At 60.9% G+C, this 19,909-nt stretch carries 17 protein-coding genes and 2 pseudogenes; 7 read left to right on the plus strand and 12 right to left on the minus strand.

Features of this window, described 5'->3' with window-relative positions; genetic code table 11:
- From CKW22_RS18810 to CKW22_RS18850, 10 genes are all read right to left on the minus strand, one after another.
- A complete protein-coding gene (locus tag CKW22_RS18810) occupies positions 1-1,767 on the minus strand; it encodes a GMC family oxidoreductase (protein WP_095064712.1) in 1,767 nt (588 codons plus the stop codon).
- A 15-nt stretch (positions 1,768-1,782) separates the two neighbouring features.
- Complete coding sequence (locus tag CKW22_RS18815) at positions 1,783-2,505, minus strand: gluconate 2-dehydrogenase subunit 3 family protein (protein ID WP_160015208.1); 723 nt, start codon at positions 2,503-2,505, stop codon at positions 1,783-1,785.
- Between the two features lie 237 nt (positions 2,506-2,742).
- Entirely contained in the window at positions 2,743-3,771 is a 1,029-nt protein-coding gene (locus CKW22_RS18820; RefSeq protein WP_160015210.1) for a LacI family DNA-binding transcriptional regulator, read from the minus strand.
- Positions 3,772-3,842: 71 nt separating this feature from the next.
- Positions 3,843-4,742 carry a DoxX family protein gene (locus tag CKW22_RS27330; protein WP_143500761.1) on the minus strand — a complete coding sequence of 300 codons (900 nt, stop codon included), beginning with the start codon at positions 4,740-4,742 and terminating at the stop codon, positions 3,843-3,845.
- Positions 4,739-5,266 (minus strand): heme-binding protein, encoded by a 528-nt coding sequence (locus CKW22_RS18825; RefSeq protein ID WP_095064718.1) that lies wholly within the window; start codon positions 5,264-5,266, stop codon positions 4,739-4,741. The genes CKW22_RS27330 and CKW22_RS18825 overlap by 4 nt, the downstream gene beginning before the upstream one ends.
- 66 nt (positions 5,267-5,332) lie before the next feature.
- A complete protein-coding gene (locus CKW22_RS18830) occupies positions 5,333-5,827 on the minus strand; it encodes a heme-binding protein (protein WP_256577320.1) in 495 nt (164 codons plus the stop codon).
- 170 nt (positions 5,828-5,997) lie between these two features.
- Positions 5,998-7,182 carry an L-dopachrome tautomerase-related protein gene (locus CKW22_RS18835; RefSeq protein ID WP_095064720.1) on the minus strand — a complete coding sequence of 395 codons (1,185 nt, stop codon included), beginning with the start codon at positions 7,180-7,182 and terminating at the stop codon, positions 5,998-6,000.
- Positions 7,183-7,221: 39 nt separating this feature from the next.
- Positions 7,222-8,610, minus strand: coding sequence for an MFS transporter (locus CKW22_RS18840; RefSeq protein ID WP_095064722.1), 1,389 nt, complete (start codon positions 8,608-8,610; stop codon positions 7,222-7,224).
- A 56-nt stretch (positions 8,611-8,666) separates the two neighbouring features.
- Positions 8,667-9,869, minus strand: a complete 1,203-nt coding sequence (locus CKW22_RS18845; protein WP_095064724.1) for a mandelate racemase/muconate lactonizing enzyme family protein — start codon at positions 9,867-9,869, stop codon at positions 8,667-8,669.
- A 162-nt stretch (positions 9,870-10,031) separates the two neighbouring features.
- A complete protein-coding gene (locus tag CKW22_RS18850; RefSeq protein ID WP_095064726.1) occupies positions 10,032-11,063 on the minus strand; it encodes a LacI family DNA-binding transcriptional regulator in 1,032 nt (343 codons plus the stop codon).
- Positions 11,064-11,358: 295 nt separating this feature from the next.
- Here CKW22_RS18850 and CKW22_RS18855 point away from each other — a divergent pair, with 295 nt between their 5' ends.
- The 6 genes and pseudogenes from CKW22_RS18855 to CKW22_RS18880 all read left to right on the plus strand — a co-directional run.
- Positions 11,359-12,075, plus strand: a complete 717-nt coding sequence (locus CKW22_RS18855) for a gluconate 2-dehydrogenase subunit 3 family protein (protein ID WP_095064728.1) — start codon at positions 11,359-11,361, stop codon at positions 12,073-12,075.
- Positions 12,076-12,165: 90 nt separating this feature from the next.
- A complete protein-coding gene (locus CKW22_RS18860; protein ID WP_095064730.1) occupies positions 12,166-13,941 on the plus strand; it encodes a GMC family oxidoreductase in 1,776 nt (591 codons plus the stop codon).
- A gap of 11 nt (positions 13,942-13,952) precedes the next feature.
- Positions 13,953-15,260, plus strand: coding sequence for a cytochrome c (locus tag CKW22_RS18865; RefSeq protein WP_095064732.1), 1,308 nt, complete (start codon positions 13,953-13,955; stop codon positions 15,258-15,260).
- A gap of 672 nt (positions 15,261-15,932) precedes the next feature.
- Positions 15,933-16,037: pseudogene (locus CKW22_RS27950) on the plus strand (hypothetical protein); the annotation flags it as partial.
- A gap of 164 nt (positions 16,038-16,201) precedes the next feature.
- The gene (locus CKW22_RS18875) at positions 16,202-17,272 is read left to right on the plus strand and encodes a tyrosine-type recombinase/integrase (RefSeq protein ID WP_371856433.1); all 1,071 of its coding nucleotides are present in this window, start codon (positions 16,202-16,204) and stop codon (positions 17,270-17,272) included.
- A 105-nt stretch (positions 17,273-17,377) separates the two neighbouring features.
- A pseudogene (locus CKW22_RS18880) lies at positions 17,378-17,587 on the plus strand (transposase); the annotation flags it as partial.
- 57 nt (positions 17,588-17,644) lie between these two features.
- Here the strand turns inward: CKW22_RS18880 and CKW22_RS18885 are convergent.
- Together CKW22_RS18885 and CKW22_RS18890 are read right to left on the minus strand one after the other, a co-directional pair.
- Positions 17,645-17,947 (minus strand): hypothetical protein, encoded by a 303-nt coding sequence (locus tag CKW22_RS18885; protein ID WP_156310199.1) that lies wholly within the window; start codon positions 17,945-17,947, stop codon positions 17,645-17,647.
- Between the two features lie 65 nt (positions 17,948-18,012).
- Positions 18,013-18,963 (minus strand): GlxA family transcriptional regulator, encoded by a 951-nt coding sequence (locus tag CKW22_RS18890; RefSeq protein ID WP_095064738.1) that lies wholly within the window; start codon positions 18,961-18,963, stop codon positions 18,013-18,015.
- Between the two features lie 106 nt (positions 18,964-19,069).
- Between CKW22_RS18890 and CKW22_RS18895 the strand changes: the two genes are divergently transcribed.
- Positions 19,070-19,867: an SDR family oxidoreductase gene (locus CKW22_RS18895; RefSeq protein WP_033697825.1), complete on the plus strand. Its 798-nt coding sequence runs from the start codon at positions 19,070-19,072 to the stop codon at positions 19,865-19,867.
- Positions 19,868-19,909 lie beyond the last annotated feature (42 nt).

A 19,909-nucleotide genomic window follows, 5' to 3' on the forward strand; every position in this document is an offset into this window, starting at 1 on the left:
TCACACCAGGGAACCGGGGTTGTGCTGATACTTCTCATGGATCGCGCGTGCCGTACGAATGGCCAAAGCGCCGACGGTGCTGGTGGGGTTGTAACCCGCGTTAGTCGGAAACGCCGATGCACCGACCACGAACACATTGTGGGCATCCCAGCTTTGCAGGTAGGTGTTGACCGCACTGGTACGCGGGTCTTCGCCCATGATCATGCCGCCTTGGGTGTGGTTGGAGTTCTCGTCGTACGGGCTCCAGGACTTTGCCGCCGAATTGAAGGTGTGCACGTGCTTGGCACCCATCTTTTTGCCGATTTCCACTGCGCGCTGCTCGATGAACCGGGCCATGTTGCGGTCGTTCTGATTCCAGTCGAAGGTCATGCGCAGCAGCGGCGTGCCCCAGCGGTCCTTATAGTTTGGATCCAGTGACAGATAGGCATCACGGGTCGGCATCGAAGTGCCCTGGCCGAAGATGATTCCGTAGTTCTGGTAGTTGTCCTGGTAATTCTGCTTGAAACCTTTGCCCCAGCGTGGGGTGCCTGGCGGCAACAGGCCGGAGCGCCCAATCGGCATACCTTCGCGGGAAACGGTGAGCAAGCCGGCACCGCCAATGAAGTCGTGCTGGCCATGGTCGAAGTTGTCGCCGTTGTAGTCGTCCACCTGGATGCCCAGGCCACCGGCACCGATGAACGGGTTCAGGGTCTGGCCTTCGAACCACACATGGGCGCCGGAGCATGTCTGGTAGTTGTAGGCACGGCCAAGGGTGCCGGTCTGGGTTACCGGGTCGTACTGCTGGCCGATCTCACTGATCATCATCAGGCGAGCATTGTCGTAGGTGAACGAGCACAGCGCGACGATATCGGCCGGCTGGATCACTTCGCGGCCCTGCTCATCGAAATAACTGACGCCGGTGGCGGTCTTGCCGTCTTCGGCCTTGTGGATTTTGGTCACATAGCCTTGGGTGATGAGAGTAAAGTTTTTGCGCCGCATCAGGGCCGGGATCACACAGGCCTGGGGCGAAGACTTTGAGTAGTTGCCGCAGCCATGGAACATGCAGTAGCCGCAGTAGGTACACGGCGCCATGCTTACGCCCAGCGGGTTCACATAGGCCGCGCCGACGTGGGCTACGGGAATATAAAATGGGTTGAGGCCCATTTGCGCGGTACTGTCGCGATACATCTGCATCAATTGCGAGTCTTTCAGCGCCGGTGTCGGGAACTCGCGGCTGCGTGGCCCTTCGAACGGGTTGCCGCCAGGTTGCAGCTTGCCGTTGATGTTGCCCGCCACGCCGGAGATACCAGCGATGCGCTCGAAGCGGTCGTAGAACGGCTCGAGGTCGGCATAGGTAATGCCCCAGTCCTGCACCTGCTCCAAGCCCTTGAGCTTGCTCGCACCGTAACGCTCCAGCGTGGCCGAGCGCACGCGGAAGTCCCACTCGGAGAAGCGCCAAGCCATGCCAGCCCAGTGGAAGCCTGCGCCACCGACCGACTTGCCCATCTGAAAAGCCTTCAGTTCGCGGGTCGGCACGGCGGTCTGGCCGGACTGATTGCGGAATGTCAGGGTGTAGTCACCCGGCTGTAGCAGCAGTTCCCGGCGTATGCTCCAGCGTAGCTCGTCCGGGTCGACAGCCGGTGGGGTATCGGTAGAGGTGTCGAGCCAGGGGCCGCGGTCGATGGCGACCACTTCCAGCCCGGCGCGAGTCAGTTCTTCGGCCATCAGTGAGCCGGCCCAGCCCAGGCCGACGATCACGACGTCAGCTTTCTTGCGTTGAATTGCCATTGGTTTCTCCTGAACTCAGCTCACCGGGATCAGGCTGATGGGCTCAAGGCCCAAGTCCTGACCGCGCCGGTCGATGTATTGGCGGTAGTCGTAGCGGGCACCGGGGAAGCCAACCAGCTTCCAACCAGCCATCCCGCGGTTGCCGCCGTACAACGGATCGGAGAAGTAGCCTTCACGCACGCTCATCAGCAGGAACTCGAACAGGCGGTTGCTGCTGCCCTTGCCTTCCCAATCGAGCTTGCCGGCCTCCAGGTCAGACAGCACTGTGTCCATCTGCTCGCCTCCGAGTTCGGCAAAGGCTTTGGAATGCCGCGCGCGGGCGTGCCGGTCGATGAATTCGAGCCCGGCAAGGGTGTAGTCGCGGCGCGTGCGCAGGCTGATGGTCAGGCCCATCAGTTGCGACTCGTCGGCGCGCAGTGGCTGGTCCAGATAGAGGTCTTTCGACTCACCGTAGGGGCCATTCATCTGCGCATCGAGAAAGTCCACACAGCCCGCTTCACTGGCGGATGGACCAAGCTCGTCATGAGGGATCAGGCGATCGAACACGGCCGTCAGGGTGGCGCGCGTCTGGCCTTTGAACACGTTGCCCTGGCCACCGCTCATGACCGGTGACGGCAGCATTTCTCGGGTCAGGCCGGTTGCTGGCGGAACCGACTTGAGTTCTACCGCACCGACCTTGGCAAGGCCGGCGGCGGCGAACAGCGCACCCATAGAACGCAAGGCGTCCCTACGTTTCATGGAATTCTCCTTATCGACAATCACGGGGGGCGTGGGCAGGTAGCGGTTTTTCGAGCGCACAAGGACACACGGCGCGCACGGGGGGGCACGTCGAAGCGATTGAATGCAGTGGGCGAACGAAAAACGCGGGGTGCTGGGAGTTAGACCTGGCGACCTGCCGATCACGGCGGGCGCCAGTGTAGGGCGCGACATTACGCCACGCCACTGGGGCTTTGACGTGTTTACGTCAAAACAATTTCAGGGTCGGACAGAGTCAACGGTCTCATCAATCACTATACGCAGCTGCGGGTGCACTTGCGGGGGGGCGTCCAGGTCTCCGTTGGCGTAGAGCAACTGCTGGATGGCGGCTTCAGCCTGACCTTCAGGGTCCTGGTCGAGTACCAAAGACAGCACACCCTCGGCGAGCATATCGGCATGCTGATGCGTCGCCTCATGACTGATCCAGACGGGACTAGCAGTGAGTCGCTTCAGCCCACGATGCACCCCGGTCGAGCCACTGCCCGTGGTATACAGCCCGGCGATCGGCGCGTCCTGGGTGGAGTACTGACTGAGCGTCGCTGCATTCAGGTCGTCATCATCAAAACATTCCAGCGGCCCAAGCACCGCTACGTTCGGCGCCCGTTCGCCCATGACTTCGAGAAAACCTTGAACCCGCTGCTGATGAGCGTGGTACAGCAGGGAATTGGTCACCAGCAACACCGGGCCCTGCCCGGGCCGGACCCACTGGCTCATCAACCGACCGGCAGCGCGGCCAGCCTTGTGGTTGTCGATGCCGACATAGGTTGCACCCGTCAGCCCCGAGAGGCTGCTGGTCAGCAGCACCACCGGTACGCCAGCATCGATCTGCGCCTTCAGCGCGGCGCGCACTTCAGGCGTGTCCTGAGCCACCACGATCATGCCCTGGCGCGGCACTCTGGGCCTGCTGATCAACGCCAGTAACTGCTGCGGTTCTCGCTCTTGCCAGACTTGGCGTTGCAGCACCAAGCGGGAGCGGTGCATCTGCGCCTGCTGGACGAACGCTGCAGTCAGCCGCTGGAAGTGATCGGTTGTACTGTCGACCATCAACAGGTCGAAACGCAGCAGCCCGTGCACGGGTGATGGCAGTAACCGCTTAAGGCCCAGTACCTGTGCTGCTTGCAGCACCTTGCGGCGCTTGCTGTCGGAGACACTGCCCCGTTCGTTTAGCACACGGTCCACGGTGCTCAGGCTGACCCCCGCCTGAAGGGCAACATCGGCCATGCGTTGGCGACGATCGATCTTGTCCACCTGCAACATCCAGTTACTTAAAACGGGCAGTCTGCCATGCCTGCCCGGCTCTCGCCTACTCGCGTCGCAGGTCAACCCTGCACGGCGCCTTGCCTGTTGACCGCCAAAGGTACGAGTCGCCGCGGGATCAGCCCGCGACGCAACAACCAGCCGTCCAGTGAAAACTTGCCGGCGCCCGTCATCATCACCCCAGCAAACACCACCATCAACAGCATCACGTACTCCCATCCGCCGCCGCCTGGCGAGGCCCACGCGTAACCGCGGCTCCATTCCCCACCAAAACCGACGGTGGCCACCAGGAAGTAGATGAGGCTGACGAATGCGCCCAGCCTGGCAAACAGGCCAAGACCGACACTAACCGCACTGGCGAACTCGATCAAACCACCCAGTACCACGAATGCCGCAGCCAGTTCACCCAGGCCAAAACCCTGGAAGCCCGCTTCGAGCTTATGGAACCAGCCCATGCCAGCGAAGATCTTTTCCGCGCTGTGGCAAAGCTCGTTCAAGCCAAAGTACATTCGCACGAGCGTGGCCTGCCACAACAGGGTACCCAACCAGGCACCCGGCTTGGATCTGTCTCGGCGCAGGTCGCTGAGGGCACAGTCCACGAACTGCAGAAACATCGGAATGGCGGCGATGCTCGCGACCCATACCATCACCTGAGCATCATTCATGGCCGCGACGCGCCAGGCGATCAGAAACGGCAACAGTGATAACAGATACCCAGGCGCGAACACCCTCGGCGTGATCAATACGGCGCTGAGCAAGGCCACGCACATCCAGAGGGTGCTGGACCAGGCTGCGAAATCTGGCAACGTATGGTTGCCCCAGCCACAGTACAGAGCGGCCAACAACGTAGCCGCCAGCCCCGTTACGCTGAGCGACTGAGGCATCATTGAAGGCTTCAGAGTGCCATAGTCACTGGCAGAAGCGCCCTCGACCGTGTCGAGGCGTTGCAAGGCGCTGTTCATGGACGAGTCTCCTTCAGGGTTTGGGGCGCGGGTAGCGTTTGTTCGAAGGCGCGCAGCACTTCGGTGGCAAAGCGCTGCTCCTGGGCATCACTGGCACCACCGGCCACTCCCATGCCGCCAACACGCTGACCCTGCCGGCGTATCACCAGGCCCGCCACCGCCGGCAAGATTCCCGGTATGCTGCCCAATTGCAGATTGTCCTTACGCGCCATCTCGTAGAACACCACCGTGTCGACATCGTTGATCGCGGCCGAGTTGGCCTTCTTGATTGCCGCCTCGACGCACCCCGGCGCCGCGCCATCCATGCGTTTGAACGCCAGCAGATAACCGCTGGCATCGGTGACTGCGATACACGGGTGCACACCTTCACCGGCCGCCTTTGTAACGGCCTGGTCCAGCAGCGCGGAAGCTCCGGCCAGCGAAAGGTTCGCACCGCCAAGCAATGGGGCAGGTGCTTCGGCGGCGTTGGCCAAAGGCAAGGCCACTGCGACAGCGGCACACAACAGTAAACGTGACAAGCTCATGTTCGATTCCTTGCAGACAAAGTGCCGGTCCAATACGGCCCCCTGCAATACAGGAGGCCGCTGCCTTCAACGGAACGTGGCCGCCACGTCTTCAGCCAGTTTCTGTTCGGTCAGGTCGGTCGCGCCGCTGATGCCCACGCTGCCGATGACGTTGCTGTCATGCTTGACCACGACGCCGCCCACCGCTGGCAGGATGCCCGGTATTGTGCCGATGGCCAGGTTCTCTTTACGCGCCAGGTCGTAGAAGGTGATGGTGTTGATGGCAAAGCGCGCTGCCGATTTGGCCTTGGCAATCGACGCTTCGATACACCCGGCGTAAGCGCCCTGCATGCGGGTAAAGGCCAACAGGTGCCCGTCGGCATCGGTCACGGCAATACAGATATTCATGCTACGGCTGCGGGCCATCTCAGTCGCCCGTTCGGCCAACTGCTGGGCAGCGGCGGTCGACAGGTTTTCCTGGGTGACCACTGAGGTATTTGGCGCCGTGGCGGCCTGGACATGGGTCAGCGCCGAAGCAATGAAGGCGAAGCTCAAAGCGGCCATGCTGATTGTTGTTTTCATGGGTACAACTCCTTGGTTAACGACCTGTGCTCCACTGCACAGGCAGGCTTGGAAAAATGTGCGGGCGCCTTTCGCGCAGACGAACGCACGCCGCGGCCGCCGTTGACGGCCGCTGGATCATGGGGTCGAAGGTGCAAGGCTGGCGGTCGCCGCGACGCCCGCCTAAAGGCTTAACGCGTGGCGGCTAACGGTTTGCCGACCAAACCAGGGACTTTCTCCCGATCGCCCAAGTGTGTGGGCAACTGCAGCTTGTAGATCTTGAATGGCAGCTCAAGGGCGTCCTTGCCGCCCGGACCACGGTTCGAGGCCATGCGTGCACTCTGCGGAACCGGTATATACAGCTCACGCTGATCGGAGATGATCATCGCGTCGGCATTGGCCAGGCGCGCATCTTCGGCAACCACGCGCAGCGTGCCATCCGGTGAATAGACGGTGACGCGTGGCTTGTCGTACTCACCCATGTAAATGTTGCCGGCACTGTCGATTGCCGTGCCAGTGAGCGGGCTGGTGTTGTAGACGAACTGCACTTGCTTGCCCAACGCTTCATCGCTCAGCCCAAGGTCACGCAGGCCGGCGGTCGGTACCCGCCACAATGGCCCGCTCAGTGGCTGGTAATAAAGCCACAGGCCATCGGGACTGATCTCGATGGGGTCAGAGTGAACCTGGTGGTCGCTGCCGTCAGGCAGCAGCAACACGTGGCCGTCTTCACCAATTGGCCGTCGCGTTGGAATCATCTGCGTCGACGGATGCCCGGCCAGGCGCCTGACGGCTTCTCCGGTGCGCAGGTTGACGACGATGATCCCACCCAGCCCGGAGTCAGTCACGTAGGCGTGCTCGCTGTCCAGGCGCAAGTCATTGAGGTTGGCGCCAGCCGGCAACACGCTGGCGGGCAAGCTGATACTGCGCAACAGCTTGCCGCTGCGGGTATCGAACTGGAGAATCTTCTGCCCGAGATTAATGCCTTTCGGGCCCGCATCCTCGCCTTGGTCGATCGCCCACAAGGTGTCATCGTCGAAGATGTGGATAGTGTTGATCTTTACCAGCGCGGCGTCGCTTGGTTTGCCCGGCGCCCAGTCGTTCCAATGCCCGCCCGGGAATGGCTTGAGGGTGCCGTCAGGCATGACTTCTGCAATGGAGGGGGTTTTCTCGAACCCCGGCCAGCGAGGCAGGCCGACGAACAAGCGACCGTCAGAGGTGAGCGCCACCGCATTACATAGCCAATCCAGGCGTGCCACTTCGGTGAGCGCCGTGCCCATGCTCGGCCACTGGTCGGCGTGCGTCTGCGCTGTGCCGGCCAGGCCGATCATGCACGTTGCGAGGCCCAAGGCGCGGAACAGGTTTCGGGTCTTGTACATTAATGTTGTCCTTGTCAGTAATGTGGCCACAGTGGTTAATCAATGGACAGCAGCAGCGTTGAGTGATGGGCCAGGTTGTGCATCGTTCTGGCCGTTGGGGCCATCGTCTGGACGGCGCAAAGGGCCGACGATCACCAGGTAGCTGACGAACGCACCGACGGCATTCAGGGCGACGTAAATCAACGCACCGTTGAACGAGTTCATCGACTGCACCATGTAGCCGATCACCACCGGTGTGACGATGCCGGCCAGGCTGCCGAAGGTATTGAAGATGGCACCGTTCATGCCAATGCTGTCCTTTGGCGAGACGTCCGCGATGATCGCCCAGCCTAGGGCTCCCACGCCTTTGCCGAAGAACGCCAGCGCCATGAACAACACCACCAGCAGGTTGGTTTCCACGTAGTTGCACAAGATCATGCTCATCGACAGGGCCATGCCGATGAAAATTGGCAGCTTGCGCGCCAGGGTCAACGACATGCCTTTGCGCAGCATCCAGTCCGAAACCATGCCCCCGGTGATCCCTCCCACGAAACCACAAATCGCCGGTACCGCCGCCAACAGGCCCGCGTCCAGCAACGAAAGCCCGCGCTGTTGGACCAGATACACCGGGAACCAGGTGAGAAAAAAGAACGTCAGGGTGCTGATGCAGAACTGCGCCAGGTAAATGCCCAGGTACATGCGCTGCTTGAGCAAGCCACGGGCACGCACCCAAGTCTGCCTCCAGCCCTGCGCTTGCGGCCGGTCAAGAGCATGCTCGCGCAGGCTTGCACCACCACTGCGCATGGCCTCCAGCTCCAGCGGGCTTAACGATGGGTGCTCAACGGGCGCCTTGATTCGGTATATGAACACCACCCCCATTACCACACCCGCCACACCCATTACATAAAATACCCACGGCCAGCCCCAGCGTGTGGATATCCAGGCCAGCAGCGGCGTGAATACCACCGCTGCAAAATACTGCGAGGAGTTGAAGATCGCCGTCGCGGTGCCGCGCTCGGCAGTGGGGAACCACATCGAAACGATCTTGCTGTTGGCAGGAAAGCACGGTGCCTCTGCGGCACCGACCATGAAGCGCAAGAGGAATACTGCGAAGAACGCTAGCCCTACCGGCATCATCGCCACCGTGCCGATCAGCCCGGTGAACACCGACCAGGCGATGATCGCCAGGCCCAACACACGGATGCTGCCGAACCGGTCGATGGCCAAGCCGCCGGGCAGTTGCAGCATCATGTAGGCCCAGGCGAAGGCAGAAAATAGCCATCCCATCTGCGCGTGCCCCAAACCCATTTCATCGGCCAGGCTGGCGCCGGCGATGGACAGCGTGGCGCGATCGCCCTGATTGATGATCATCATCACGAAGAGCAGGATGATGACTTCGTAACGCCGGTGCTCGGCGAAGAAACGGCGCAGAGAATCTGTTTTTTTCATTGTATTCTCGATGGCGGATTTGCGGCGCAGGCGACTAACCGCTGCGTCGCAACCACTCAGCAGTGGGTTTCTCGGATGATTACGTCCGCACGCTGCCGGGTTTCCGGCCGCAACGCCGTGCCCAAGCCAGGCTGGGTGGGTGCCAGGGCGAAGCCCGATTCGATCTGTGGCAGCTGGGTGACCAGTTCGCCGTACCAGGTCGACAGCGAGGCACGCACAACCTCTTGCAGCACGGCAGTGGGTGCGTGCAGTCCCAGGTGCAGGCCGGCGTACAGCGCCACCGGCCCGGTGCAGTCATGGGGCGCCAGCGGTTTGTTGTAGGCTTGAGCCAAGGCGGCGATTTTGCGTGCTTCGGTGAAGCCGCCGCACCACACCAGATCGAGCATCAGGTAGTCGAGGCTGCCGGCCTTGAGCAGGTCGCGGTAGGCGGTGCTGCCGCCAAGGGTTTCACTGGCGCAGACCGGCACCCGGGTGCGGTTGCGCAGGTCGGCCAGTGCCTGGGGGTCATCCATCTTGCACAGTGGGTCTTCCACCCAGTACACGTCGAAGGGTTCCAGCGCCTGGCAGATGCGCAGGGCCGCCGTGCTATCCCACAGGCTGTGCAGCTCGCACATGATCTCGATGCGGTCGCCAACAGCCTCTCGGATTTGGCGGAACGCCTCACAGCCTTTGCGCACTTGCTCAAGGCTGATGGTGTTGGCCCCTTGCTGGGTGGCGAACTGGTCGAACGGCCAGATCTTCATGGCCGTGTAGCCCTCTTCCACCAAGCTGATGGCTAGGGCGCCAGCATCCCGCGCAAAGGCCAACTGGTCGTCGTAGGGGCCCTGCGCACGATCGGCCGCAGTGATCTCGCGACGCGCCCCTTGCTGGGTGTTGAAATCGTAGCCGGCGCAGGTGTTGTAGACACGGATTCGGTCGCGGCAGGCACCGCCCATGGCTTCGTGGATAGGCACCCCATGACGCTGCCCCTTCAGATCCCACAGGGCGATATCCACCGCGCTGGCTGCACGGATTTCAGCGCTCGCGCTGTGGTAGCCGATGTACGGGTTGGTGTGTTCCAGGGCGATGGCCTCGATCTGCCGCGAGTCCCTGCCGATCAGGCCGGGCGCGAGAAGTTCGTGCACCGCAGCTTCGACCGTGGCAGCACCACGAAACGTTTCGCCCAGTCCGACAAGCCCTTCATCGGTTTCGATCTCCAGCCAGATTAGCTTGGGGCGCTCGGGCAGGCGCAAGGTTCTAACGCAGGTTATCTTGGACATTGTTCTTATCCTGAATCCATTCCAGCCAAATGGTATCGTTACCATTTCCGCTAAAAAACCTAGCGCATAGAATCAGGATCTACAAGTAAAAAGTATTTCTCGCTGAAAGAATTGGATTTGATAACGCTACCGTCTCCCCGTCCAAGCAGCGCGCGGCCAAAGCTAGACGGTGCTCTCCCGCTTCACCAGGTCGAACCCGATATCGACTGTTTTCACCAGCGCGCCTTCGCCCTGCAAACGCTGCAATAGCATCGCCGCGGCAGTCTGTCCCATGAGCGTGCCATCGATCCTGACCGTGGACAGGGCGGGAAAGGTGTGGGCCGCGAATGCCATGTCACCGAACCCCATTACCGCCAGCTGTTCAGGTACACGAATACCACGGGCGGCGGCCTCGGTGAGCACACCTTGAGCAATGGTGTCAGAGGTGCACACCACCACACAGGGCCCGTCCTGCTCGCTTGGCAATGCTCGCAACAAGGCGCTCAGGCCCTCGCGCCCCTGCGCCAATGAAGGCAAACCTTGCCAGGTGCTCCGGTGCAGAGCAGTGACACCCTCCTCTGCCAGCGTCTTGCAGAAGCTGTCGGCACGGCGCAACCCGCGCGGATCGTCGACGGCAAACAAGGCGAAGTGCCGATAGCCTCGGCCAAGCAGATGCCGAGCGACATCGCGGCCCGCCTGCTCATGGGAAAATCCGACCAGCATATCGATCGGTTCGGCTGACAAATCCCAGGTTTCCACCACCGGCACGCCTGCAGCGCGCAGACGGTTGCGGCTAGTGGTGGTATGCAGGGTGCCGGTGAGGATGATGCCGTCGGGGCGGCGGCTGAGGATCACTTCAAGCAGCTCTTGCTCCTGCTCGCTCTGGTAACCCGAGACGCCCAACAATACCTGATACCCAGCCTTGGCAAGGCGCTCGTTGATCGCCTGGAAGGCGTCCGAAAATATCGGATTGGTCACCATCGGCACCACCACCGCCACCAGCCGAGTACGGCTGGACTTCAGCGCACCGGCCAGGCGGTTATGTACGTAGCCGGTCTGCTCAATGGCCCGGCGAACTTTCAGGCGAGTAGGTTCACGCACGGTTTCCGGCTGATTGAGATAGCGCGAGACCGTCATGGGCGCAACACCGGCCAAGCGAGCCACATCGCTCAAAGTGACTGCTGCACGCCCCTGCCCTTTGCCCTCTGAAGACATACCTGCCCTACCTCGTAATCCAGCGTTCCATAAGTCGCGCAAGAGTAGCCTGCGAAAATTTTGAAGGAAACCCATCAAAAGCATCGTGGCACGATGTTCTGTCGCAGCCCTAGACTCGCCCCGCTTGGATTGGAAGCAACGTCCAGCCTCGTCAGTGACCTGCCGGGGCCTGCCTGCCCGGCCGAACACGCGGTGTTCGGCGCACGTTGCATCAAGTCGATAACAATAACTCAAGCGTCATCGCGCGGTGCCAGCGCACCGATAGCGGTCGACGCACGTCCTGAGGATGATGGACATGAACAGACGTGAAGCCCTGATATCGCTTGTTCAAATCAGCGCCCTTGGCGCGATCAGCAGCGCCAGCGCCGGTGTGATACGTTCCGATACCCACTTTCCTGTTGGCACCCAGGCTGATGCGCTGCCGTCACCGCCAACCTCGGGTGCACTGGTCTATTTCACTGCTGCCGAAGCGCACGAAGTGGCCGCCATCTTCGACCGGCTCATTCCCGAAGACGAACTGGGCATGAGTGCCAGCCAGGCGGGTTGCGTGGTGTTTCTCGACCGCCAGCTGGCCGGCCCCTACGGCCAGGCTGCCAGCACCTATCGTCTTGGGCCCTTCAAGCAAGGCACGCCCGAACAAGGACCGCAGTTCCGGCTGACCCCGGCCCAGCGTTACCGTGAAGGCCTTGCACGTCTGGGCGACTATTCCCGCAGTCAGCACGGCAAGCTGTTCAGCGCGCTTGAACCCGAGCGCCAAGACGACCTGCTTCGCGCCATGGAAGCCGGCCAAGACCGCCTGCCATCGGCACTGGATGCCGACTTCTTCGCACTGCTCCTGCAAAACGTGCGCGAAGGTTATCTGGCTGACCCCATGTACGGGGGCAACCGCAACATGGTGGGCTGGCGCCTGATCGGTTTCCCGGGGGCACGCTACGACTACCGGCCCTACCTCCATAAAAAGGGCCAGCCGCTTCACCTGGAACCTGTGAGCTTGCTCGACAGGACAGTCTGACCGGCACATCACGGCATATCGCACATCCCTTCAAGCAAGGCGGTCACGGCATCTGCCGGGGCCCGGCTGCGCGCGCACCAAGGAACACTCATGAAAACAACAAGACCTAAAGCGGACGTGGTGGTCATCGGCCTAGGCTGGTCCGGCTCGGTTATTGCCGAGGAACTGGCCAGGGCCGGGCTCCGGGTAGTTGCTGTCGAACGCGGCGCCTGGCGTGACACCGCAACCGACTTCCCACCCTCGGTGGACACCGACGAACTGCGCTGGGCAACGCGCAAGGAAATTCTCCAGGCGCCGCGCATGGAGACCTACACCGTGCGCAATAACGCACGCCAGGAGGCGCTACCCGTTCGCGAGTGGAGCAACCTGACCCTCGGCAACAATGTGGGTGGCGCAGGCACGCACTGGGCGGCGGCGTCCTGGCGCTTCAACCCGTTCGATTTCGAGCCGTACAGCAAAACCGTGGAGCGTTACGGCAAGGGCCACCTGCTGCCTGGTCTACAGGTCCAGGACTGGGGTGTCACCTACCAGGAGTTGGAGCCTTTCTACGATCGCTTCGAGCGCATTGCCGGCACCAGTGGCAAGGCAGGTGTCATCCAGGACGTTGTCATCCCCGGCGGCAACCCGTTCGAGGGTTCGCGCAGCCGTGACTTCCCTACGCCGCCACTGGTCCCCAGCCACTGGAACGACATCTTCAGCCAGAAGACCACGCAGATGGGCTACCACCCGTTCCCGGTACCCGCCGGGACAATATCCCAGGCCTACGTCAACCCGCTGGGTGTACGCATGGGGCCCTGCACTTATTGCGGCTACTGCCAACTGTTCGGCTGCGGCAACTGGTCCAAGAGCAGCCCCAACGCCTGTGTCGTGCCGGCATTGATGCGCCAACCTAGCTTCGAAGTACTAACCGAAACCGAAGTCCTGCATATCAACAAGTCGTCTGATGGCAAAACCGCAACCGGCGTCAGCTATATCGACAAGAACGGCGTGCGCGGCGAGCAACCTGCCGACATCGTCATCGTCGCCGCCTACCAGCTCGACAATGTGCGCCTGATGCTGTTGTCGGGTATTGGCGAGCCCTACGATCCGCGCACCCGCCGGGGGGTGATTGGCCGCAACTACAGCTTCCAGACCCTTTCGTATGCCTACCTGTGGTTTGAGAACGAATACCTCAACCCGTTCATGAACACCGGCTGCCTGGCGATTCAGATCGACGACTTCAACGCCGACAACTTCGACCATAGCGGTCTGGGATTCATTGGCGGTGCGGGTATCCAGTCGTTGTCCAACAGCGGCTTGCCGATTGGCATGGCCGGCGTACTGCCCAAAGGCGCCCCGGCCTGGGGCATGGGCTGGAAGCGGGCGTTCCGGCACAGTTACCAGAACTGGGCGATGGTCCAGGGCCAGGGCACCAGCTACGCCCATGAAGACATGTATTTCGACCTCGACCCTACCTACAAGGATAACTATGGTCGCCCGCTGATGCGCATGACGTTCGACTACAACCTCAATGACAAACGCTCGGGCGAATTCATCCGGCAGAAATGCGAACAGATCGCCAAAGCTGTCGGAGGCAAGCACATCGAGTCCTATAACTTCGCTGCAGACCACTACACGCCGTTTCGCGCGAACGACTCGTCCCACACCAACGGCGGCGTGGTCATGGGCACCAACCCCCGAACCAGCGCCCTGAACCGCTACCAGCAGTGCTGGGCTGCGCACAACGTTTTTGTTCTAGGCGCTTCATCGTTCCCCAACAATGGTGGCTACAACCCGACCGTGACGATTGGCGCACTGGCCTTGTGGACGGCCAAGGCGATCCTTGAGCATTACCTGAAAAACCCTGGCCCAATGGTACAGGCATGAGGACCGCAGGCATGAAAACGAAAACGCTGCTGAGCGCCTTCTGCTCGCTCGCCCTTGTAGGATTGGCCGGCGCCCTGTACATCAATAACGACACCAGCGCCGACGATATCGCCGACAACCGCATCACCGCCGCTCAGGCCAGCCCTGCCGACCCAGCCGCCATTGCCCGCGGCGCCTATGTGTCAATTCAAGGGGATTGCGTGGCCTGTCACAGCGTACCCAGTGGCAAGCCGTTTGCCGGGGGTTACGGCTTGAAGACGCCATTCGGGGTAATCTACTCCACCAACATCACTCCCGACGTCAAGACCGGTATCGGCAACTGGACCGAACGGGACTTCTTCCGCGCTGTGCGACACGGCAAGCACAAGAACGGCCAGTTTCTCTACCCGGCCATGCCCTACAACGCCTACGTGCGCATGAGCGACAATGACCTGCAGGACTTGTGGGCGTACATCCGCTCGCTGCAACCGATCGAGCAAACCACACCGACTAATACCTTGGGCTTCCCCTACGACATTCGCCTGGCGATGCTCGGCTGGAACCTGCTGTTCTTCGACAACGCGACGCTCGAGGTTGATCCGTCGCGGTCAGAACAGTGGAACCGGGGCCGTTATCTGGTTGACGGTGCCGGCCACTGCGCCTCGTGCCATACGCCTAAAAACCTGCTCGGCGCAGATACCGGCCGCTACCTGCAGGGGGCCGACGTGGCGGGCATCCATGCACCGGAAATCACTGGCGACCCCTACCGCGGTATCGGTGCCTGGAGTGTCGAGCAATTGCAGCAGTATCTAAAGACCGGCACCAACCACCAAGCTGTGGCCTCTGGCACCATGGGTGAAGTGGTCGAATTCTCGACCCAGCACCTCAGCAACCAGGATCTCGCCGCGATTGCCCATTACCTGAAGTCGCTACCAGGCTCGCAAGCTACCCCACCCGAAGTACTCGCCGCGTCGACTCCGGTGATGCGCCGAGGTGGCGAAGTGTACGAGCATAACTGTATGGCATGCCACAACGTCGCCGGTGAAGGCATCGACGGCATGGTCAGCGGGTTCGCTGACAACTCGGGCATCCGTGCCTCCAGCCACACCAACCTGATCTCTACGGTATTGATCGGTAGCCGGGCAGTAATTACTGAGCACAACCCCACGGGCGCCGGCATGCCCTCCTTCGACTGGAAGCTCAACGATGCGGACATCGCTGCGGTACTGACCTATGTGCGCAACAGTTGGGGCAATGCCGCATCTGAAGTCAAAGCGCAGGACGTAGCCGGCGCGAGGGAACGCCTTGGCGTTCAATCACCGATGCAGAGCGGCTTTTGAGTCATTGATACGGTTTGCTGGATGGCTGCCGATTGGAATCATAGCGTTGAGGCCTGCGCTTCGAAACTGTCGGCAATCCATTTGGCGGTGCGATCGTAGTGCGCCTCGACCTCTTTCACCCCGAAAGCCCTCAGTGACGAAAGAATCATGCCCTTTCCTACAACCAACTGAACAGGTACAGCACCTCAATGCACTTGCATACGCAACCTCGTGATCGCGCGAAGGGTATATTTCGGCAACGACGATGAACCCGGGCGGCAGCCCGTGCTTTTTAGATTAATAAATTGTCGCCACGATGAGCTGATCAAACTGTATGCGCTCCAATGTGGCTGCGTCGGCTTTGTTATCGACGATGCCATCCGTGATGTCGCCTGCTTTGATGACATTCCCTGCCACGTGTACGTTGTTACGGCCCCTATAAAACAGGACCTGGCGCCATCAACTTCCCCGAGTCGATTGGCGGGACGGTAGTAGTAAACACGGGTGACATCATCGTCGGCAATGAAGAAGGTGGGGTTGGCTTCCGCCGCAGAGTTGCTTGAGGCGGCCCGCCGGCACGAAGACACGGAAGAACGCGTCAAAGATGGAGATTGCCACTGGGGCTAATAGGCTGTCATGGATTGGCAGGATGCTGATCAAGGCCGGTTTGGGCTGATGAAGCAATACCAGGCACTGCTGGCCGGTCGTAAGCATGTCCTCGAAAAGATCGGCGGTACATATGTCGAGCCGAACATCTTCGACGGCGTGACCAATGCCATGAAGATAACGCAGGATGAATCTTCGGTAAACCTTATAGACGCGGAGCAAAAAGCCTCCCTACGTAAGCCCCAACATTGGGTCTGATAAGCACAGGTTATCCGAACCTATTGCAGCGTTGAGCGAGATGAAATTGACAGAGCCGGTACAGATGCCCCCCCTCCCAGCCGCTGGTGCTAGCAGAGTTGGCCGACAGCACCCGCGCCGCCGCTGAGGCATTCATCGCGGCAGGCACTGCGGCCAATACCGTGCGCAGCTACCAGAGCGCCCTCACCTACTGGTCCGCGTGGTTGCGGTTGCGTTATCGCCGCTCGCTCGGCGACGGCGCGTTGCCACCCGAGGTCGCCGTGCAATTTATCGTCGACCACTTGGCCAGGCCCGATACTGTTAGTAACTGGACACATCTGCTGCCGCCGGAGGTCGATGCCGCGTTGGTGGAAGCCAAGATCAAGGGCAAGCCGGGGCCACTGTCGTTCAGCACAGTTAGCCATCGCTTGGCAGTTTTGGCTAAATGGCATCGCCTGCGACGCTGGGATAACCCAAGTGAGGCTCCTGTGGTGAAGACGCTTCTTCGCGAGGCACGCAAGGCCCAGGCGCGCCAAGGCGTATCCGTGCGGAAGAAAACCGCAGTGGTGTTGGAGCCGCTGCAGGCCATGCTCGCCACCTGCACTGACGGCGTGCGTGGCACGCGCGATCGCGCCCTGCTGTTGCTGGCCTGGAGCGGCGGTGGCCGGCGCCGCTCGGAAATCGTGGGTTTGCAGATCGGAGACCTGCGCCGCCTGGACGCCGACACCTGGCTGTACGCACTCGGGGCGACCAAAACCGACAGTAGCGGCGTGGGGCGGGAAAAGCCGCTGCAGGGACCGGCGGCTCAGGCGCTGAACGCCTGGCTCGCTGTAGCACCGGCCTGCGAGGGCCCGCTGTTTCGCCGCTTGTACAAAGGGGGGCGGGTCGCGTCTGCTGATCTGTCCGGTGACCAGGTCGCGCGCATTGTCAAACGCCGTGCGGCACTGGCCGGCCTCGACGGCGACTGGGCAGCGCACAGCCTGCGCTCGGGCTTCGTCACCGAGGCAGGACGCCAGGGGGTGCCTCTCGGCGAGGTAATGGCGATGACTGAGCACCGTAGCGTCAGTACCGTAATGGGCTATTTCCAGGCGGGGTCCTTACTGGGCAGTCGTGCCAGCCAACTCCTTACGATGAAATCGTCCAACGAGAACGCGCCAAGTGACCTTCAGCCTACAGCGAATCCCTCCTAGCGCGCAGGGAGGCGCCCGCCAGATGCGTGAACAAGTACGGTGTGAATCGCCCCTAGTTTCGTAGACACCTCCAAGCCTCCTAATAAGGCCCAAATAGGAGGTGCCATGAGTCGTCAGCGTTACCCCGAAGAATTCAAGATCGAAGCGGTCAAGCAAGTGACCGAAAAAGGCAAATCTGTCGCCGATGTCGCCCAGCGCCTGGGCATGTCCGTGCACAGCCTTTACGCCTGGATCAAGGTCTATAGCAAGCGTCAGCAAGACGACGATCGGCAGGCCGAACTGCGCAAGCTACGCGCTGAACTCAAGAGCGTGACGTAAGAGCGAGACATCCAATCGCCCCCGTAATGAGCAGCCGCAGCTCATTGCGCCGCATCACGCCTTTGCCTCAGGGCTAACAAGCAGTGGCAGCAGCTCCGAAACTAACGCTTTCGCATCCTGTTCGTACCCTTCGCGCCAACGGCGAGACCAATCGCAAGGACGCCCATCATCCTCCCACTCGGCCAATGCCAGCGCATTCACAATTTCCATCTCAAACCAAAGGGTCTGCCACCTTTCTGCATCTGACACCAAGATTGAGTTTTGCCTGGCGAATTCGGTCTGCGCTACGAAGCTCGACCAGCACAGCAGATCCTGAGGTGCTTCCCGCGCCAATACCATCAATTCCGAAACTGTCATCACAAACTTCCTCCACTGACTAAAATCGCGATTGGCGCACACACATAACCGTTTAGCACCGCTTCTTAAGCAGGTACCACCCGCCGTGCATCCCTTCGCACCGCTTGTGGCGGTACGCCGAATCCGCGGATGAATACCTCGCGCATATGCCGGCGATCCCTAAAGCCAGTTTCTTTAGCCACCACATCCAGGCTGTGTCGGCTCTGCTCAATCATCAATCGGGCAGCCTCAAGACGAAGACGCTCTATGGCCTTGGCCGGAGATTGCCCAGTCTCGGCGGTGAACACGCGGGTGAACTGCCGAGGGCTCAGGTGCACAACTTCAGCGAGTTCCTCAACACTCAACGGACGACTCAAATTTTTGCGAGCGTAATCCAGAGCGCTTTGAATCCGATCCGACTTCGGTGCAAGCGTCAGCAGTTCGGAGTGTTGGGATTGCCCACCCGAGCGGCGCTGATGCATCACGAGCTTGCGCGCCACGGACCTGGCCATTTCGGCTCCCAGGTCTTTTTCCACCATACCCAGCGCCATATCCAGGGCAGCGGTCATGCCGGCGGACGTCCAGATCTGCCCGTCCACAATGAATATCCGATCTTCTTCGACTTCAATCTTCGGATGCAGCTCGCGCAGCTTTTTCGCATAGGCCCAATGCGTCGTTGCACGCCGATAATCCAGCACGCCTGCCTGAGCCAACACAAAACAGCCCGTACAAAGGCCCGCAGTGCGCCGTGCGCCGTCGACAAAGCCCCGCACACTGGCCAGCACGTCTTCACCAGGAGGCGTCAATGGCGTCAAAGTCCCCGTAATCATCCAGGTATCGGCCAAACCAGGAGCCCCAAGAGGAAGCGTATCCATGTACATCCCCAGAGAAGAGCGCACTGTGCCACCCTCCATGGAGAAATTCTGGATTCTGTAAACCGTTTCGCCCGCGACGATGTTGGCGAATTCGAATACCGCCTGCGTTGCCAGCGACATGACCTGGAAACCTTCGGTAATTAGGTAGCCGACACGGTGCATGGTAGAGCTCCACTGTTCAATGTCCTAAAACCGTATTATATGCGTCGTTTAAGACAACAGCGCTATTCTGCATCATGGCTCCACACCCAAACACCGGAGCATCACCATGACGCAGCAATTCAAGGGCACCGCCCTCATCACCGGCGCCTCCACCGGAATCGGATCGATCTACGCAGAACGCTTGGCCCGCCGGGGTTACGACTTGGTGCTGGTCGCCCGTAACCGGGAGCGCCTCAACACCTTGGCCAGCCGGCTCACCAGCGAAACCCGGCAGAACGTAGAGGTGTTTCCGGCAGACCTCGCCAAGGCAGATGACCTCGCCAAGGTAGAACGCAAACTGCGTGAAGACGCCAGCATCAGCCTGCTTGTGAACAACGCAGGCATCGGCACCCACACCAGCCTGCTGGAAAGTGATGTCGAGCGCATGGCCGAAATGATCACCCTCAACGTGACCGCCCTCACCCGCCTTACCTACGCCGCCATCCCAGGATTTACCGCTCGCAAGCACGGCGCCGTCATCAATATCTCGTCCATCGTGAGCCTGGCGCCAGAACTGCTCAATGGCGTGTATGGCGGCAGCAAGGCCTATGTGACCGCGTTCACTCAGTCCCTGCACAAGGAGCTTGCGGATAAAGGCATCAAAATCCAGGCGGTGCTACCAGGGGCCACAGCCACCGACTTCTGGCAGATCGGTGGCTTGCCTGTCGAGAACCTCGATCCGGGCATCGTGATGTCGGCCCAAGACCTGGTGGACGGGGCCCTGCAGGATTTCGACGACGGTGTGTTGATCTCCATCCCCTCGATGCATGACTTGCAAGCTTTCGAACGCTACGAAGCCAGCCGACAGGCCATGTTCAGTCAGCTTTCCAGCAATCTGCTTGCTCCGCGTTACAACGCCAAATGATCAGCAGGACAAACGCTACCCACCATTTTCACCGCAGGCGAC

Source organism: Pseudomonas sp. Irchel s3f19 (genome assembly GCF_900187555.1).
Classification (GTDB): Bacteria; Pseudomonadota; Gammaproteobacteria; order Pseudomonadales; family Pseudomonadaceae; genus Aquipseudomonas; species Aquipseudomonas capeferrum.

Excerpts from the sequence above, each read along its gene's own strand:
- CKW22_RS18835 (WP_095064720.1), bottom strand. The coding sequence starts at position 7,182 with ATGTACAAGACCCGAAACCTGTTCCGCGCCTTGGGCCTCGCAACGTGC.
- CKW22_RS18830 (WP_256577320.1), bottom strand. The coding sequence starts at position 5,827 with ATGAAAACAACAATCAGCATGGCCGCTTTGAGCTTCGCCTTCATTGCT.
- CKW22_RS18895 (WP_033697825.1), top strand. The coding sequence starts at position 19,070 with ATGACGCAGCAATTCAAGGGCACCGCCCTCATCACCGGCGCCTCCACC.
- CKW22_RS18860 (WP_095064730.1), top strand. The coding sequence starts at position 12,166 with ATGAAAACAACAAGACCTAAAGCGGACGTGGTGGTCATCGGCCTAGGC.
- CKW22_RS18890 (WP_095064738.1), bottom strand. The coding sequence starts at position 18,963 with ATGCACCGTGTCGGCTACCTAATTACCGAAGGTTTCCAGGTCATGTCG.
- CKW22_RS18885 (WP_156310199.1), bottom strand. The coding sequence starts at position 17,947 with ATGACAGTTTCGGAATTGATGGTATTGGCGCGGGAAGCACCTCAGGAT.
- CKW22_RS18815 (WP_160015208.1), bottom strand. The coding sequence starts at position 2,505 with ATGAAACGTAGGGACGCCTTGCGTTCTATGGGTGCGCTGTTCGCCGCC.
- CKW22_RS27330 (WP_143500761.1), bottom strand. The coding sequence starts at position 4,742 with ATGAACAGCGCCTTGCAACGCCTCGACACGGTCGAGGGCGCTTCTGCC.
- CKW22_RS18810 (WP_095064712.1), bottom strand. The coding sequence starts at position 1,767 with ATGGCAATTCAACGCAAGAAAGCTGACGTCGTGATCGTCGGCCTGGGC.
- CKW22_RS18865 (WP_095064732.1), top strand. The coding sequence starts at position 13,953 with ATGAAAACGAAAACGCTGCTGAGCGCCTTCTGCTCGCTCGCCCTTGTA.
- CKW22_RS18825 (WP_095064718.1), bottom strand. The coding sequence starts at position 5,266 with ATGAGCTTGTCACGTTTACTGTTGTGTGCCGCTGTCGCAGTGGCCTTG.
- CKW22_RS18840 (WP_095064722.1), bottom strand. The coding sequence starts at position 8,610 with ATGAAAAAAACAGATTCTCTGCGCCGTTTCTTCGCCGAGCACCGGCGT.
- CKW22_RS18855 (WP_095064728.1), top strand. The coding sequence starts at position 11,359 with ATGAACAGACGTGAAGCCCTGATATCGCTTGTTCAAATCAGCGCCCTT.
- CKW22_RS18850 (WP_095064726.1), bottom strand. The coding sequence starts at position 11,063 with ATGTCTTCAGAGGGCAAAGGGCAGGGGCGTGCAGCAGTCACTTTGAGC.
- CKW22_RS18845 (WP_095064724.1), bottom strand. The coding sequence starts at position 9,869 with ATGTCCAAGATAACCTGCGTTAGAACCTTGCGCCTGCCCGAGCGCCCC.